The sequence below is a fragment of the Streptomyces agglomeratus genome, from assembly GCF_001746415.1.
Taxonomy (GTDB): domain Bacteria; phylum Actinomycetota; class Actinomycetes; order Streptomycetales; family Streptomycetaceae; genus Streptomyces; species Streptomyces agglomeratus.
In genome coordinates, this window is sequence record NZ_MEHJ01000001.1 from 2,227,647 (window position 1) to 2,244,091 (window position 16,445).

Sequence of the window (16,445 nt, forward strand, 5' to 3'; positions counted from 1 at the left end):
CCCTCGGGGCGAGCAGATCACCGAGTTAGTGCAGTTAACAGACCAGGCGACCCATCCGACGAGGGTGAGCGGGGCGGCGGCATGGGTTTCGTACGCTCCGGCGCACCTGCGGGCGAGTGCCCGCCAAAGCCGCAGTGCGGGCTCGGCGTCCGGGCCTTCCATCCATTCCGCGGCCCGGTCCCGGGTCTCCCGGTCCTGAAGCCCGAGGACGACGGCGGCAGCCTCGTCATGGGCGATGAGTGCGTCGTCCCCGGCGTCCGCGTCGGACCAGCCGGCCGACGCGGTCCTGTTCTCAGCCAGGCGTTTCATGAGCCGGCGCGCCAGCCCGAGTGTCTCGGCGGCGACCTCCTCACGTTCGGCTCCGCCGAGGATCCGGGGCACCAGCGCGAGACCCGCGGCGTCCAGAGCCCGGACCTGCTCCTGATCGGCCGGCCGGCGCGGCGCGAGCCTCGCCTCCATCTCCCGCAGGGAGCCGCGCACTTGGATGCCGGCGTAGGCGGCGGCCGCCGCCATCACGGACGTTCCCGGCATGGCGAGGACATTGCCGTCGAGCGGACAGCAGCGCTCATCGGGGCAGCAGTACGACCAGTACCTCCCGTCCGAGATGCACAGCGCTTCGAGGACCGGGACGTCGAGCGAGCCGCACGCGGTACGCAGCCGCTGGGCGAAGGGACGCAGCCGCTCCATTACCTGCCGGCCCGACTCGCCCTCGGCCGGGTCCTGACAGAGGAAGACGACGATGCCTTCGGGGCGGCCTCCCCGGCGCTCGCTACCGCTCACCAGGCAGTCGGCGAGCTGGTCGGAGACGAACGGCCACTCCCTCGGCGAGCGGGGAATGCCGAGCCTGAGCCGCCCACCGAACCGGCCCCGGCGGCCGTGCAGCGCGACCATCACCACGCTGTCGGTCGGGTGGAAGCCCATGAGGTACGGGAGCGCGTCGGCGAGCTCGGCCGGACCGCGCAGGGTGATCTGGTCGTCGGTGGAGGGACCTGTGGGTTCGTGGCGCTTGTTCATGGCTCGACGGTCCCGCAGACACCGCCCGCTCCGCCAACCCTGTGGATAACTTTATCCACAGGCTGGAGCCCGCATTCGCACAATGTCCGAGTCATCAGGTTGCATGGGGGCATGACCAACGCAGACCTCAGGTCCTCGGCCGATGCCGTACTCGCCCGCCTCGTGGGAGACACCACCGGCGCCGCCCGGCTCCGTGAGGACCAATGGCTCGCCATCGAGGCTCTCGTCGCCCACAAACGCAGGGCTCTGGTCGTCCAGCGGACCGGCTGGGGCAAGTCCGCCGTGTATTTCGTGGCCACCGCGCTGCTGCGCGGGCGCGGCGCCGGCCCGACCGTGATCGTCTCGCCGCTCCTCGCCCTCATGCGCAACCAGGTCGAAGCCGCCGCCCGCGCCGGTATCCGCGCCCGGACCATCAACTCCTCCAACACCGAGGAGTGGGAGACGGTCCAGGCCGAGGTCGCCGCGGGTGAGGTGGACGTGCTGCTGGTGAGCCCCGAGCGGCTCAATAATCCCGACTTTCGCGACGAGGTGCTGCCCAAGCTGTCCGCCGCCACCGGTCTGCTGGTGGTCGACGAGGCCCACTGCATCTCGGACTGGGGCCACGACTTCCGGCCCGACTACCGCCGGCTGCGCACCATGCTCGCCGACCTGCCGCCCGACGTACCGGTGCTCGCCACCACGGCGACGGCCAACGCGCGGGTCACGGCCGATGTGGCGGAGCAGCTGGGCACGGGGGGCGGCTCCGACGCTCTGGTGCTGCGCGGGCCGCTCAACCGGGACAGCCTCAGCCTCGGTGTACTGCGCCTTCCCGATGCCGCGCACCGGCTGGCCTGGCTCGCCGACCACCTCGGCGAGCTCCCGGGCTCAGGGATCATCTACACCCTGACGGTGGCAGCCGCCGAGGAGGTCACCGCATTCCTGCGCCAGCGCGGGCACACGGTCGCCTCCTACACGGGGAAGACGGAGAACGCCGACCGGCAGCAGGCCGAGGAGGATCTGCTCGCCAACCGGGTCAAGGCGCTCGTCGCCACGTCCGCGCTCGGCATGGGCTTCGACAAGCCGGACCTCGGCTTCGTCGCCCACCTGGGTTCGCCCTCCTCCCCCATCGCGTACTACCAGCAGGTCGGACGCGCCGGGCGCGCGGTGGACCACGCGGAGGTCCTGCTGCTGCCGGGCAAGGAGGACGAAGCGATCTGGCAGTACTTCGCCTCGGTCGCCTTCCCCCCCGAGGAGATGGTGCGGCGCACCCTCGACGTGCTCGCGCGTGCGGAGAAGCCGCTGTCCCTGCCCGCCCTGGAGCCTCTGGTGGAGCTGCGCCGCTCCCGTCTGGAGACGATGCTCAAGGTTCTCGACGTGGACGGGGCGGTCAGGCGGGTGAGGGGGGGCTGGACCGCCACGGGACAGCCCTGGACGTACGACGCCGAGCGGTACGCCTGGGTGGCGCGCCAGCGGACCGCCGAGCAGCAGGCCATGCGTGACTACGCCACGACGGGCGGCTGCCGGATGGAGTTCCTGCAACGACAGCTGGACGACGAGGGGGCGGCGCCCTGCGGCCGCTGTGACAACTGCGGAAAGCCGCGGTTCACTGCCGAGCTCTCTCCCGAGGCGCTGGACACGGCTCGTGGCGAACTGGGCCGCGCGGGCGTGGAGGTGGAGCCGCGCCGGATGTGGCCGACCGGCCTGGGCGCGGTCGGAATCGACCGCAAGGGCCGTATCCCGGCGGGTGAACAGGCCCTTTCGGGGCGGGCTTTGGGCCGTCTGTCGGACATCGGCTGGGGCAACAGGCTGCGCCCGATGCTGTCGCCGACCGCCGCCGACGGGCCGGTACCGGAGGCGGTGGCCCAGGCCGTGGTGGGTGTGCTGGCCGACTGGGCGAAGGGTCCGGGCGGCTGGGCGTCCGGTGATCCGGACGCTCCCGCACGGCCTGTGGGCGTGGTCACCGTGGCCTCGCGCACCAGGCCGGAACTGATCGGCACGCTGGGCGCGAGGATCGCCGAGATCGGACGGATGCCGGTGCTCGGCTCGCTGGCATACACCGCGGCGGCCGAGGTCACCGTGCCGCAGCGCAGCAACAGCGCGCAGCGGTTGCGTGCCCTGGAGGGCGCCCTCACCGTTCCGCCCCAACTGGCTTCCGCCCTGGCCAGTGCCGGAGGCCCGGTGCTCCTGGTGGACGACTTCATGGAGACGGGCTGGACGCTGGCGGTGGCGGCGCGGCTGCTGCGCCGGGCGGGCGCAGAGGCGGTGCTGCCGCTCGTCCTCGCTGTGCAGAGCTGACGCCGACGAGGTGATTTCGCTGGTCGCCGTTCTGACGTGACGTGAGGCATCGTAAGCGGTCGGGCTGGGCAGGGATATCCACGCCATACCCGCAGATTTCAGTCGGTCGCGCCAATTGCTCGTTGCCGCACACCCCGCGGGGCAGCGAGAATTGGAACGCTCCCCGCACTGGCCCGCCCGGGGACCGGAAGGGCTGTGCCGCGGTGCGCCCGACCACCCCTGCCCGCGCTGTGGGCGCGTATGCGAAGGGAGAACCGTGACCTTCGGATTCGCTCCGTCTGCCGGCTCGTTGCACCCGGCATCCGCCGATGCCGTCAGCCGACTCGGCCGGACACTGGAACCGTCCGAGTGGGCAGCGGCCGGTATACCGCTGCTGCGCAACCCGCGTGAAGTCGTCAGCGGACTGCACGCCCGGCACCATCCGGAACCGGCCACGGCGGTCGTCGCCGTCCTCGACGCCGAGGAACGGCTCACCGCCAGCGCCTCGTTCGCCCGTCGGCCCGTCCCGGCCGACGGCTGGGAGTTCCGCAACGCCCTGCTCGCGCACCTGCGGCGCGTCGTCCCGCACGACCTGCGCCGCCGCACGCCGGTACGGACCGCCGTGCTGCTCTACTGCCGCGAGGGCGACGAGCGCTGGACCGAGGAGGACGGTGCCTGGATGTGGGGCCTGCGGGACGCCTGCACCTTGCACGGGCTGCGCTGTGGCGCCTACATCACGCTCACCCGAAGCGGCTGGCAGGTGCTCGGCGAGGGCCGTGGTGGCCGTCGCCCGAGCACCGGATCGCGCCCCGCCGGCCTCGCGGAGGCGGCGGCCGAGGCCGAGCCGCCCCCGCCGCGCACGGGCGGCGGGGCGGCGGACGCGCTGCGGCGGGCAGCGGCCCGCTGAAGCGGTCCGCCCGCCGGCGCGCCCCTGCCTGCGGCCTGCGAAGCGGTACGCGGGGGGTACGAGCCCTAGCCCTGCGTACGAGCCGTACGACGGCGTGAGCCGTACGACGGGCGTGACCCTTACGACGGGCGTGAACCTTACGAGCTCGTAAGGCGCACAACGGTGCAAGGCTCAGACGCCCAGGCTCAGACGCCCACGCCGAGCACGGAGTTGACCCGCTGCGGGTCTCCGCACACGATCAGCAGCGCGTCCGCACGTGCCTTGGCGAGCGGCAGCGCACGCTTCACCGCGGCGTCACCCTCCCCGGCCTCGCCGTTGACCGCGACGACGACCACGGGACGGGCGGCTGCCCGCTCCGCGACAGCGGCGTCCGCGTAGAAGACGTCGTCGCGCGCGTCGTGCTGGGCCCAGTAGGCGGCCTCGCCGAAAGAGAGTTCATGGGAGGCCCAGGCGTGCTGCTCGCCGGTGGTGAGCACCAGGATCTCGCCGGGCGCGCGGCCCGAGTCGAGCAGTACGTCGACCGCCTCGTCGGCGGCGTCGAGCGCGCCGCCCGTCGGCGCGGGAATCAGCTGGATCTGCGGCGCGGAACGATTCTCCTGCCGCGGGGACGGGGTCCGGCCACCGGGCGTGTGCGACCGCTGCGCCGTGGGCGCGGGCCTGACCGGGGCGGGGCCGGGTACGGGACGTCCGGGACGCGGCGTGGCCGCGGTGCGCGGACCGGGTACGGGACGGGGGGTCGACGCGGGACGGCCGGTGGCCGGAGTGACGCGGGGACCCTGGGCGCTCTCGTGAATCTGAGGCTCCTCGGGGGAGAGAGGCATGAGTGGATTTCTATCAAATCCCACCGCTGAACGCAGCAGTGGGTGGGTACATGCGTGCGATCAGAAGTCGAAGCCGAGTTGGCCCCCGCTTTCCAGAGCGGCAGCCTCCGCCGAGATCCGGGTCTTCTTGAGGTGCGCCCACTGGGGCAGCGCATCGAGATAGATCCACGAAAGCCGGTGGTACGGGGAAGGCCCCCGCTCCGCCAGCGCCGCCTTGTGCACGGGCGAGGGGTAGCCCGCGTTGGCCGAGAACGCGTACGCGGCCAACTCTTCGGACTCCTTCTCCAGTTCGGCCATCATGGCGTCCCGCCGCACCTTGGCGATCACCGAGGCGGCCGCGACCGCGATGCAGGACTGATCGCCCTTGATCACCGTACGGACCTTCCAGGGCAGCCCGAGATAGTCGTGCTTCCCGTCGAGGATCACCGCGTCGGGCCGCACCGGCAACGCCTCCAGTGCGCGTACGGCGGCGAGCCGCAGTGCGGCGGTCATGCCGAGCTCGTCGATCTCCTCGGGCGAGGAGTGTCCGAGGGCGTGCGAGGTGACCCACCCCTCCAGGACCGCGGCCAGCTCGGTACGGCGCTTCGGGCTGATCAGTTTGGAGTCGGTGAGCCCTTCGGGCGGACGGCGCAGACCGGTGACGGCCGCGCACACGGTGACGGGTCCGGCCCACGCCCCGCGCCCGACTTCGTCGACGCCTGCGATGATCTTGGCACCGGTGGTGGCGCGCAGTGAGCGCTCGACGGTGTGAGTGGGTGGTTCGTACGGCATGGCGCCTGCCAGGTTACGCCGCCGGGGTCCACCGGCGACACCCCGGCCCCACCACCGCGTTCAGCCGGACGGCGATCGCGGGAGCGGCGCCCCGAACCGGTCGGCCCCCATCAGGCGATCCGCCGTCCGGGAATTCGCAGTCGCACATCGTCGAGCGGCAGCGGATCGGGGCCCATCACAGTCGATTCCGCGCGGCGCGACCCGACCTCGGCGTCGTCGTGGCCGGGCGGAGCGGCCCGGCTGGCCGTCAGCGGACCGGAGGCCCCTCGCCTGCCATCCCGTGCGAGCCACACCGGGGGCCCGCCGCCCGGCCGCGTCGGCGTCGCATGCGTAAAGACCGGGGCCGCGCCAGGCAGCGGCAGTCGCCAAGTCCCACCGACGCACCGCTCCTTGGGGCACCGGACGTAAAGCGGGCCCGGGCGGAGCCGCGTTCGGCTGCGCCCGGGCCCGTCCCACCGAGAATGGCCGGAAGTACTAGTACTCGTCGTAGATACCGCGCTCGTCGCCGTACGTACCGAGCCTGCGGCACTCACTCTCGTCGACGTCCAGAGGGCGCTCCGCGATGATCTCGCGGGCCCTGGCCACACCGAGACTCGTCGCGTACCAGGGCTCGTTGCCGCGATCCAGCCGCTCCGCGATACCCACCAGCGCGCAGGAACGCTGCGGCTCCGGCAGCCTGTCCAGCGCCGGCACCGCGTCGGCCGAGAGGTCCTGAAAGTAGTGCACGTCGAGCTTCCCGGTGGCGCGGTACCGCTCCACGTTCTGCTCCGCCACGAGCCCGTCCGGCGACACCAGGCCGAAGGCCAGTACAGCCGCCGCCGCGCTCGCGGCGACCGCGCGCGGCAGCCAGCGGGCACCCAGGGCGCCGGCCGCCATGATCAGTACGATCACCAGGCCCAGCCACAGCTCGACCGCCGCCACGGATATGCGCAGCCGGGTCAGGCCGTACGCGTCGACGTACAGGTCCATGCGGCGCAGCGCGGACGCGACGACGACGAGTGTGAGGACGCACAGAGTGCCGAGCACCGCGCGGACCAGGGTGCGGTCCCGGGCCGCGCCACGCGGGGCCCACCGCAGAGCCAGCGCGATGACCAGCAGCACCAGCAGGGTGGCCCAGAGCAGCTGCCAGAAGCCCTGGCGCGCGTACTGGGCGTACGTCAGTCCGGTCTCGCTGAGCACCTTGTCGTAGCCGCCGAACAGCACGGCGAGCTGCACCGCGATGAATGCGGCGAAGAGGAGATTGAGAACGATCAGCGGAAGTGCCCACTCCGCTCGGCCGCGGGCACGCCCGGGGCGTATCTCGAGGCGGTCCCAGCGCATCGGTGCGGCGGCGCTGCGGGCGGCGGCGAGGGCGCCCAGCAGACCCAGGGCGAAGAGGAACGTCCGCCACGGGCCGTCGGCCACGGAGACGTCGGGCGTGAGCCCGCCGAGCAGATCGGCGAAGGCGGCGTCGGCCGAGGCGAAGAGCGCCCCGAAGACGACCAGGAGTACGACGGCGACAAGGGTGGTACGCACCATGGGCGCCCACCGGCCGCGGGACCCCTCCGCCCGCTCGCGCAGACCGCGCCAGGCCCACGCCGTACCGGAACCGACCGAGCCGAAGATGCCCAGGGAGCCGACGAGGATGCCGGCCCAGGTGCGGCTGCCGTGCAGGGCGAGCGAGCCGAGGGCCAGCGCGGAGACGCACGCGAGGAACGTCGGCCACCCCGCGTCGCGCAGCGCCGGAACGGCCAGCAGGGCCAGCCCGCCGACCGCCCAGAGCAGTGTCCAGGGGCGGAGGCGTCGGCCTGCCGCCTGTCCGGCGAAGTACGCGGCGAGCGCGGCCGGGACCGCGAGGACCAGCAGGTTCAGTCCCAGCCCCTCACCGAGGAGCAGAGCACTGAGGACGGCGGTGGCCAGGGCCGCCAGAAAAGTGGCGGGACGGATCGCGGCCGGCGGTTCGGGCCGTACGTCGATCAGCCACTTCGGCGGGCCGGGCGGCTGCCGCGGGCCGGGCGGTGGCGGCGGCCAGGGCTGGTGGCGCTGGGGCTGCGTCGCCCTGCTGTGCTGCTCGCGGTACGACAGCGTGGCGGGCGGCGGCGGCGCTGTGGCCTGCGGCGCGGGCCCCGGGCCGTTGCCGGCACCGGACTGCGCGGGGGGCGGCGTGGCTGGTGTCGGCGGCGTCGCTGAGTCGGACGGCGCACTCGCAGCGGAAGGTGTGGACGGCGTTGGCGGTGTTGGCGGTGTTGATGGCGTGTCGGACACGGGACCCCCCTCCGACCGGACGGGGTTGCGGCAGGATGCCGCCGCCGGAGCCCGGTGTCTCGTCGGCGCTCGCCCGGCATGATCATCAGGGCGGCGTGGCCCGTCAGACTAGCCCCGGCCATGCCTCCCGGAGCCGCCAGAACCGGGCTGTGGCAGGACCGTGACAGTCGCGGAACCCCACGCGGAACCCCTACGTCCGGCGAGCAGGCCGACGCCGTCCACCGACGTTACGAGCCGACCCGCCACGCATCAGGCATCAGGCACCACGCACCTCGCACCGCCCGGCCCGCAGCCCCCCGAACGACGGCCGCGGCGCCCGTCAGGTCGTCCGGTCCGGAATCCAGTCGGGCAGCTCTTCCGTCCGCTCCAGCCAGGCGGCCGGCGGAGCCCCGGCCTTCCCCGCGGCGACGACGCCGCCGAAGATCGCACAGGTCGTGTCGACGTCGCCGCCCACCTGCGCGGTCACCCAGAACCCCTGCTCGAAGTCGCCGAGCGCGCGGGCGGCCGACCAGAGGGCGAACGGCACCGTGTCGTGTGCGCTCGTCCGCCGTCCACAGCCCAGCACGGCCGCCACCGTCCCGGCGTCGCTGTAGTCCAGCATGTCGCGGGCGCGCCGCAGCCCGGCACCCACGGCGCTGCGCGGCACCAGCGCGATCACCCCGTCGAGCAGCCCGGTAGGCGTCGGCGGTCCCGCCGGGTCGGCGGCGATGGCGGCAGCGGCCGCCACGGCCATGGCACCGACCACCGCTTCGCGGTGCTGATGCGTGACGTACGCCGAGATCTCGGCCTGATGGGTGGCCTGCTCGGGGTCGTCGGCGTACCAGGCACCGAGCGGCGCGATGCGCATGGCCGCACCGTTGCCCCAGGAGCCCTGGCCGTTGAAGAGCGCGGCCGCCAGCTCGCGCCAGTCGCCGCCCTCCCTGATCAGCCGGAGCATCCGGTTGACGGCGGGGCCGTAACCGCGGTCGAAGTCGTGGTGCTCGGCGAAGGAGCGCGCGAGGGCGTCCTGGTCGATACGGCCGTGCTCGGCCAGCACGGCCAGCACTGAGCAGGCCATCTCGGTGTCGTCGGTCCACTGCCAGGGAGCGGGCGGCAGCTCGCGCCTCTTGAGCAGCGGATAGTTCACGGGAACGAAGAACTGGGAGCCAAGGGCGTCTCCCAGGGACAGCCCACGCAGGCTGGCCAGGGCGCGTTCGAAGCGCCGGGCGGTGGAGGAGTCAGCGGTCATCGCTCCGCCACTCTATCCGGACAGTCGTACGGCTCGGGAGCCCGCCAGCGCCGGAACGGCCGATCAAGGGCGTAGCGCCCGTCCTCCCCCAGCAGCAGCGTCCGCGTTTCGCCGTTGCCCGGATTGCACAGCGACTCGAATTCGGCCACCGTCCAGTGGAACCAGCGCATGCAGAACAGCCGCATGGTCAGTCCGTGCGTGACGAGCAGCACGTTGGGCGGGTGATCGGGTGCTTCGAAACTCCGGTACAGGCTCTCCAGAAAGGCGCCGACCCGGTCGTACACGTCGGCCCCGGACTCGCCCTGGGCGAAGCGGTAGAAGAAGTGCCCGTACGCGTCCCGGTATGCCTTCTGGAGCCGTACGTCGTCCCTGTCCTGCCAGTTTCCCCAGTCCTGCTCGCGCAGCCGGGGTTCCTCCCGCACCCTCACCCGTCGCGGGTCGAGCTCGAAGGCCGCGAAGGTCTCGTGCGTGCGGCGGTACGGCGAGACGTAGGCGCTGATCCGCTCCTCACCGAAGAGCTCACGCAGCCCCACGCCCGTCTCCCGGGCCTGACGCAGACCGGTTTCGGTGAGCCTGAGCGCGTGGTCGGGCTCACGCTCGTACACCGAGTCGTCGGCGTTGCCCTCCGACTCCCCGTGCCGGACGAGAACGATGCGCCGCGGTCGTGCCATGCCGAAACCCTAGAACGTGCGATCGGATGCGGCTCAGCCGGGCGGCCGCCCAGCTGCATCCAGCGTATCCGCCCCTTGAAACGCCTGCTCAGCAAGCGGTCGTGGAAGAGTCCCTGAACGGACGCCTGCCCGCAGCCGGCCGTCTCCCGACCCGGCCGTTTCCGCGCCGCCGCCGGCTACGCCCAGGCCGCGCCCACACCCACGCCCACGCCGGGATCACACCGTCCACAACGGATCCAGCTGAACGACCGCGCCCGCGATCTCCGCCACGTCCGCGTCGGTCTGCGCGCGCAAGGACAGGCGCTCCACCCGTTCGGCGCGGTACTTCCCGTGCTCGGCGGCGGCGTGCCACATCGACAGCACGAGGAACTCGTTGCCAGGCGCCTCACCGAACACTCCGCGCAGCATGCCGGGCGACCCGGCCATCGCCGGATTCCACACCTTCTCCTGCATCAGCGAGAAGTGCTCGACCCGGCCCTCCCGCACCTTGCAGTGCGCGACGCGCACCACATCGGCGTCGGTGAAACGGGGTTCGAAGCCGGTTTTGATGTCGAACCGGTAGTCGAAGAGCCCGACTTGCATGTTCTTGTACGTACCGGACTGGCCCGCCGCGAGCCGGTCGTGCGAACGCGCCATGAACGAGTCGTAGAACGCACGGCTCTCCCAGAAGGAGACCACGTGCGCCACCCCCGGCCGCTCACGGCTCCACCCGCCGCCCTGCCCGCGGAATCCCGGTTCCCCCAGCAGCCCCGCCCACTTCCGCTGCCCCCGCTCGAATCCCCGACGGTCGATCACTGTGCAGCGAATCCACTTGACCAGCACCGCGCCATCGTACGGCCAGGAACGCACGCCCCGTCACGCCTGCGGCGCACTTGCCCCCGAACTCCGCGGACACCGGCTGTCCCTTTGCCCGGGAACCCAGTTGTCGCATGCGTACGGGTATCAGGCCGGCAGGCGATACGTGCGAGAAGGCTGAACAGCCCTGAGCACCGCACCAGTTGTCGGTGCCGGGGGCTAGCCTGGTTCCAGGTGCACATTCGCACAGCTCGCGCCGGTGAGATCCGGGCGGGTTCCGAGGGAGGGAAGACCGGTGGGCAGTCTCAACAAAGGGGTCGGCAAGGTCGAAGTGACGCTCAGGTGGGACCCCAGCCCTCTGGGCAGTCCGGCCCACGACCTGGACATCATCGCCGCGACCTATACCGCCGACGACCCGTACGGCGGTCCCGCGTATGTCGTGCACTTCGACAGCCGCTCGCCGGACGGCACGATAACCCTCAACAGGGACAGCCGGGACGGCCAGGGCTTCGGTTACGACGAGGTCCTGACCCTGGAGCTGAACAGGCTCGCGCCGGTCTACACCCGGGTGGTGGTCGGCGTGGCGATCCAGCAGAGCCACGGCAGGAGGACGTTCGGCGAAATAGTGAATACGGGCTTCCGTATTCGCGAGAGCTATACCGTGCTCGCGGAGGACGGCTTCGCCGGCGTCGCCGCCTCCACCGCGGCCACCATCGCCGAATTCACCAGGGACGGGTCGGGCGGCTGGGAGTTCCGCCAGGCCGTCCGGGGCTTCGACACCGACCCGAACGCCTTCGCCGGTGCGATGGGAAGCACGCCGGCCTGACAACCGTCCGCGCCAGGAATGCGCCGAAGGGCGGCGAGCCCGTCAGGCCCGCCGCCCCTCATGCTTCACGCTTCCGTGCCCAGGCTTTCCGCACCTATGGGCAGATCAGCCGTCGGCAGATCAGCTGCAACCGCTGGTCGAGCCGCAGCCCTCGCAGATGTAGCAGCTGCCCGCACGCTGCATCTTCGTACCGCAGGAGAAGCACAGCGGCGCGTCCGCGCTGATGCCGAGCTGGATCTCGACGAGTTCCGCCGAGGTGTGCGCCTGCTTCTGCTCCGGCACGGCCTCCACCTTGGGGGCGGCGACCGGCTTCGGCGCCTCCGTCTGGCGCGGCGCGGACTGGGCCAGGCCCTCGACGTCGATGTCGCTGTCCTCCATCGACGGCTCGTACGAACCGGTCTCCAGGTGACGCTGACGCTCATCGGCGGAGTGGATGCCGAGCGCCGACCGGGTCTCGAAAGGCAGGAAGTCCAGCGCCAGGCGGCGGAAGATGTAGTCGACGATCGACTGCGCCATCCGCACGTCCGGGTCGTCCGTCATGCCGGCCGGCTCGAAACGCATGTTCGTGAACTTCGAGACGTACGTCTCCAGCGGCACGCCGTACTGGAGACCGACCGAGACGGCGATCGAGAAGGCGTCCATCATGCCCGCGAGGGTCGAGCCCTGCTTGGACATCTTCAGGAAGACCTCACCGAGACCGTCGTCCGGGTAGGAGTTGGCGGTCATGTAGCCCTCGGCCCCACCCACCGTGAAGGAGGTGGTGATCCCCGGGCGGCCCTTGGGGAGGCGCTTGCGCACCGGGCGGTACTCGACGACCTTCTCGACCGCGGCGCGGATCGTTTCCTCGGTCTTCTCCGTGACCTCGGCCTTGACGTCCTTCTTCTTGGCCGAGAGGGGCTGGCCGACCTTGCAGTTGTCGCGGTAGATCGCGAGCGCCTTGACGCCCATCTTCCAGGCCTCGAAGTAGACCTCTTCGACGTCCTCGACGGTCGCCGTCTCCGGCAGGTTCACCGTCTTGGAGAGCGCGCCGGAGATCCACGGCTGGATGGCCGCCATCATGCGGACGTGGCCCATCGCGGAGATGGAACGCTCGCCCATCGCGCAGTCGAAGACCTCGTAGTGCTCCTGCTTGAGACCGGGGGCGTCGATCACATTGCCGTGCTCGGCGATGTGGGCGACGATCGCCTCGATCTGCTCCTCCTGGTAGCCCATGCGACGCAGCGCCTGCGGCACAGTGCCGTTGACGATCTGCATCGAGCCGCCGCCGACCAGCTTCTTGAACTTGACCAGCGCGAGGTCGGGCTCAAGTCCGGTGGTGTCGCAGGACATCGCGAGACCGATGGTGCCGGTCGGCGCGATGACCGAGGCCTGCGCGTTGCGGAAGCCGTTCTTCTCACCGAGGCGCAGGACGTCTTGCCATGCCTCCGTGGCAGCGGCCCAGATCGGCGAGTCCAGGTCGTCCACGCGCGGGGCGACTGCGTTGGCGTCGGAGTGCTGCTTCATGACGCGCTTGTGCGGCTCGGCGTTGCGGGCGTAGCCGTCGTACGGGCCGACGACCGCGGCCAGCTCGGCGGAGCGCCGGTACGACGTACCGGTCATCAGCGAGGTGATGGCGCCGGCGAGCGAGCGGCCGCCGTCGCTGTCGTACGCGTGGCCGGTCGCCATGAGCAGGGCGCCGAGGTTGGCGTAACCGATGCCCAGCTGACGGAAGGCGCGGGTGTTCTCACCGATCTTCTGCGTCGGGAAGTCCGCGAAGCAGATCGAGATGTCCATCGCGGTGATGACCAGCTCGACGACCTTGGCGAAGCGCTCTGACTCGAACGACTGGTTGCCCTTGCCGTCGTCCTTGAGGAACTTCATCAGGTTCAGCGAGGCCAGGTTGCACGAGGTGTTGTCCAGGTGCATGTACTCGCTGCACGGGTTCGACGCGGTGATCCGGCCGGACTCGGGGCAGGTGTGCCAGTTGTTGATGGTGTCGTCGTACTGGATGCCGGGGTCGGCGCAGGCCCAAGCGGCCTCGGCCATCTTGCGGAAGAGCGACTTCGCGTCGACCTCCTCGATGACCTCGCCCGTCATGCGGGCGCGGAGGCCGAACTTGCCGCCGGTCTCGACCGCGTTCATGAACTCGTCGTTCACACGGACCGAGTTGTTGGCGTTCTGGTACTGGACGGACGCGATGTCGTCGCCGCCCAGGTCCATGTCGAAGCCCGCGTCGCGCAGGGCGCGGATCTTCTCCTCCTCCTTGACCTTCGTCTCGATGAAGTCCTCGATGTCGGGGTGGTCGACGTCGAGAACCACCATCTTGGCCGCGCGGCGGGTAGCGCCGCCCGACTTGATCGTTCCGGCGGACGCGTCGGCGCCACGCATGAAGGAGACGGGCCCGGAGGCGTTGCCACCGGAGGAGAGGAGCTCCTTGGAGGAGCGGATGCGGGAGAGGTTCAGGCCGGCGCCGGAGCCGCCCTTGAAGATCATTCCCTCTTCCTTGTACCAGTCGAGGATCGACTCCATCGAGTCGTCGACGGCCAGGATGAAGCAGGCGGAGACCTGCTGCGGCTGGGGCGTGCCGACGTTGAACCAGACCGGCGAGTTGAAGCTGAAGATCTGGTGCAGGAGGGCGTACGCCAGCTCGTGCTCGAAGATCTCGGCGTCCGCGGGAGAGGCGAAGTAGTTGTACTCCTCGCCGGCCTTGCGGTACGTCTTGACGATCCGGTCGATCAGCTGCCGCAGACCGGTCTCGCGCTGCGGCGTACCGACAGCACCGCGGAAGTACTTGCTGGTGACGATGTTGACCGCGTTCACCGACCAGAAGTCGGGGAACTCGACGCCTCGCTGCTCGAAATTGACCGAGCCGTCGCGCCAGTTGGTCATGACGACGTCACGGCGCTCCCAGACCACCTCGTCGTACGGATGCACGCCGGGCGTGGTGTGGATGCGCTCGATGCGCAGGCCCTTGCCGGACTTCGCTCCCTTGGTACGGGAACCTCGTGCCGGGCCGCTCGCCGTCTCTGTCATGCCGCCTCCCATATACGTACAAAAACGCTCTGACGTGCCCAGTTCTTCCCGGGGCACGTGGTGTGTCTGATGTTCCGGACGCCGCGAAGAGCGGCCGGAGCAGGTCTGGTCTGCCGCCGGGTCGGTCAGTCGGCGGCAGCGGCGGGCACGGGGACCTCGGGGGTCACGCCGGGCCCGCAGTCGCAATCACTTACGGGTGGCCGCTCTTCGCGGAGCTCCGCGATGGCGGCCTCGAAGTCTTCGAGTGAATCGAACGCCCGGTACACGGACGCGAAGCGCAGGTACGCGACAAGATCGAGTTCCCGCAACGGGCCGAGTATGGCCAGCCCCACGTCGTGGGTGGTCAGCTCGGCGCTCCCGGTGGCGCGCACCGCCTCTTCGACCCGCTGGCCGAGCTGGGCGAGGGCGTCCTCGGTGACCGGCCGCCCCTGGCACGCCTTGCGCACGCCGGAGATGACCTTGGTACGGCTGAAGGGTTCGGTGACACCACTGCGCTTGATCACCATCAGCGAGGCGGTCTCCACCGTCGTGAAACGGCGGGAGCAGTCGGGGCACTGACGGCGCCTGCGGATCGACGTTCCGTCGTCGGTGGTGCGACTGTCGACGACGCGGCTGTCGGGGTGCCTACAGAAGGGGCAGTGCATGGATCCCAACCCTCCTTCACAGCACGACTGAATAGCTTCGCCGGCCCCATCAGGGGCCCTTCGAAGCGGTCACCAGCATAGGTGATGGGAGGGCTCTCGACCGACCGGGGGCCCACTTGGACCACAACTTGTGGGTTGCTGTAGCCATACGACTACTAGATCTAGGGTCCGGGCGCTTTTTCTGCACTTCGCGCGTGTCGCAGCGCCCACGGAGCCCCGGCCCCCGCCGCGACCCCCGGCCCACCGCGCGGCCGACACGCGGGCGGCACCCCGCCAGCCCTCCGCCCGACCGCGAAGGTTACCGTAATGGCCCGAATTGCCATTCGGCTCAAAACGGCTCCTCATACACCCCGCTGTACGTTCGAGAAAGGCATTCCCCGCTTTTTCACTCGAACGTGTGTTTGGCGCAACCTTTCGAAAGCAACTACCGTTGTCCAAACCAGGGAGAGAGAACATCTCGAGAGGGGCCGACGTGACCACCACCGCCGACAGTGCAACTATCACTGCCCAGGACCGATCCCAGAGCCGACTCGAGCCGGTGCATGCCATGAATGAAGCAGCCACAAACCCCGAGGGGCCCAAGCCCTCACGCTCGCTGCCCGGCCGGCCTCCAGGAATCCGGGCGGACAGTTCCGGCCTCACTGATCGGCAGCGACGGGTCATCGAGGTCATCAGGGACTCGGTGCAACGGCGAGGATACCCGCCGTCCATGCGCGAGATCGGTCAGGCGGTGGGCCTCTCCAGCACCTCTTCCGTGGCCCACCAGCTGATGGCTCTCGAGCGCAAGGGCTTCCTGCGCCGTGACCCGCACCGCCCCCGGGCGTACGAGGTGCGGGGTTCGGACCAGCCGAGCACCCAGCCCACCGACACGGCCGGCAAGCCCGCCGCGTCGTACGTCCCGCTCGTCGGCCGGATCGCGGCCGGCGGACCGATCCTCGCCGAGGAGTCCGTGGAGGACGTCTTCCCGCTGCCCCGGCAGCTGGTGGGCGACGGCGAACTGTTCGTCCTCAAGGTCGTCGGTGACTCCATGATCGAGGCGGCGATCTGCGACGGCGACTGGGTGACGGTCCGCCGCCAGCCGGTCGCGGAGAACGGCGACATCGTGGCCGCGATGCTGGACGGTGAAGCCACGGTGAAGCGGTTCAAGCGCGAGGACGGCCACGTGTGGCTGCTCCCGCACAACGCCGCCTACCAGCCCATCCCCGGCGACGAGGCGACCATCCTCGGCAAGGTCGTCGCCGTCCTGCGGCGGGTCTGAC

General features: G+C 70.7%; 12 protein-coding genes and 1 pseudogene. 4 read left to right on the forward strand and 9 right to left on the reverse strand.

Annotated features, from left to right (window positions below; all coding sequences use genetic code 11):
- Positions 1 to 39: 39 nt before the first annotated feature.
- Positions 40 to 1,014 (reverse strand): annotated as a pseudogene (locus AS594_RS09290) (DUF4192 domain-containing protein); the annotation flags it as partial.
- Positions 1,015 to 1,125: 111 nt separating this feature from the next.
- Between AS594_RS09290 and AS594_RS09295 the strand changes: the two are divergent.
- Together AS594_RS09295 and AS594_RS09300 are read left to right on the forward strand one after the other, a co-directional pair.
- A complete protein-coding gene (locus AS594_RS09295; protein ID WP_069935070.1) occupies positions 1,126 to 3,288 on the forward strand; it encodes a RecQ family ATP-dependent DNA helicase in 2,163 nt (720 codons plus the stop codon).
- Between the two features lie 256 nt (positions 3,289 to 3,544).
- Positions 3,545 to 4,174, forward strand: a complete 630-nt coding sequence (locus AS594_RS09300; protein WP_069926525.1) for a hypothetical protein — start codon at positions 3,545 to 3,547, stop codon at positions 4,172 to 4,174.
- A gap of 185 nt (positions 4,175 to 4,359) precedes the next feature.
- Here AS594_RS09300 and AS594_RS09305 read toward each other — a convergent pair whose 3' ends face one another.
- The 6 genes from AS594_RS09305 to AS594_RS09330 form a co-directional block, all read right to left on the reverse strand.
- Positions 4,360 to 4,995, reverse strand: coding sequence for a hypothetical protein (locus tag AS594_RS09305; RefSeq protein WP_069926526.1), 636 nt, complete (start codon positions 4,993 to 4,995; stop codon positions 4,360 to 4,362).
- A 60-nt stretch (positions 4,996 to 5,055) separates the two neighbouring features.
- Complete coding sequence (locus tag AS594_RS09310; protein ID WP_069926527.1) at positions 5,056 to 5,766, reverse strand: ribonuclease HII; 711 nt, start codon at positions 5,764 to 5,766, stop codon at positions 5,056 to 5,058.
- Between the two features lie 474 nt (positions 5,767 to 6,240).
- Positions 6,241 to 8,010: a DUF4153 domain-containing protein gene (locus AS594_RS09315; RefSeq protein ID WP_069926528.1), complete on the reverse strand. Its 1,770-nt coding sequence runs from the start codon at positions 8,008 to 8,010 to the stop codon at positions 6,241 to 6,243.
- 319 nt (positions 8,011 to 8,329) lie between these two features.
- On the reverse strand, positions 8,330 to 9,238 hold the full coding sequence (locus AS594_RS09320) for an ADP-ribosylglycohydrolase family protein (RefSeq protein WP_069926529.1): 909 nt from the start codon (positions 9,236 to 9,238) through the stop codon (positions 8,330 to 8,332).
- Entirely contained in the window at positions 9,235 to 9,909 is a 675-nt protein-coding gene (locus AS594_RS09325) for a histidine phosphatase family protein (RefSeq protein ID WP_069926530.1), read from the reverse strand. Before AS594_RS09325 ends, AS594_RS09320 begins: the two co-directional genes overlap by 4 nt.
- 216 nt (positions 9,910 to 10,125) lie before the next feature.
- Complete coding sequence (locus tag AS594_RS09330) at positions 10,126 to 10,731, reverse strand: YdbC family protein (RefSeq protein ID WP_069930396.1); 606 nt, start codon at positions 10,729 to 10,731, stop codon at positions 10,126 to 10,128.
- 268 nt (positions 10,732 to 10,999) lie between these two features.
- Between AS594_RS09330 and AS594_RS09335 the strand changes: the two genes are divergently transcribed.
- Positions 11,000 to 11,530 (forward strand): TerD family protein, encoded by a 531-nt coding sequence (locus AS594_RS09335; RefSeq protein ID WP_069926531.1) that lies wholly within the window; start codon positions 11,000 to 11,002, stop codon positions 11,528 to 11,530.
- Between the two features lie 120 nt (positions 11,531 to 11,650).
- Here AS594_RS09335 and AS594_RS09340 read toward each other — a convergent pair whose 3' ends face one another.
- Entirely contained in the window at positions 11,651 to 14,542 is a 2,892-nt protein-coding gene (locus AS594_RS09340; RefSeq protein ID WP_069930397.1) for a vitamin B12-dependent ribonucleotide reductase, read from the reverse strand.
- A gap of 125 nt (positions 14,543 to 14,667) precedes the next feature.
- On the reverse strand, positions 14,668 to 15,186 hold the full coding sequence (gene nrdR, locus AS594_RS09345; protein WP_069926532.1) for a transcriptional regulator NrdR: 519 nt from the start codon (positions 15,184 to 15,186) through the stop codon (positions 14,668 to 14,670).
- A gap of 472 nt (positions 15,187 to 15,658) precedes the next feature.
- Here nrdR and lexA point away from each other — a divergent pair, with 472 nt between their 5' ends.
- Complete coding sequence (gene lexA, locus AS594_RS09350) at positions 15,659 to 16,444, forward strand: transcriptional repressor LexA (RefSeq protein WP_069926533.1); 786 nt, start codon at positions 15,659 to 15,661, stop codon at positions 16,442 to 16,444.
- Position 16,445 lies beyond the last annotated feature (1 nt).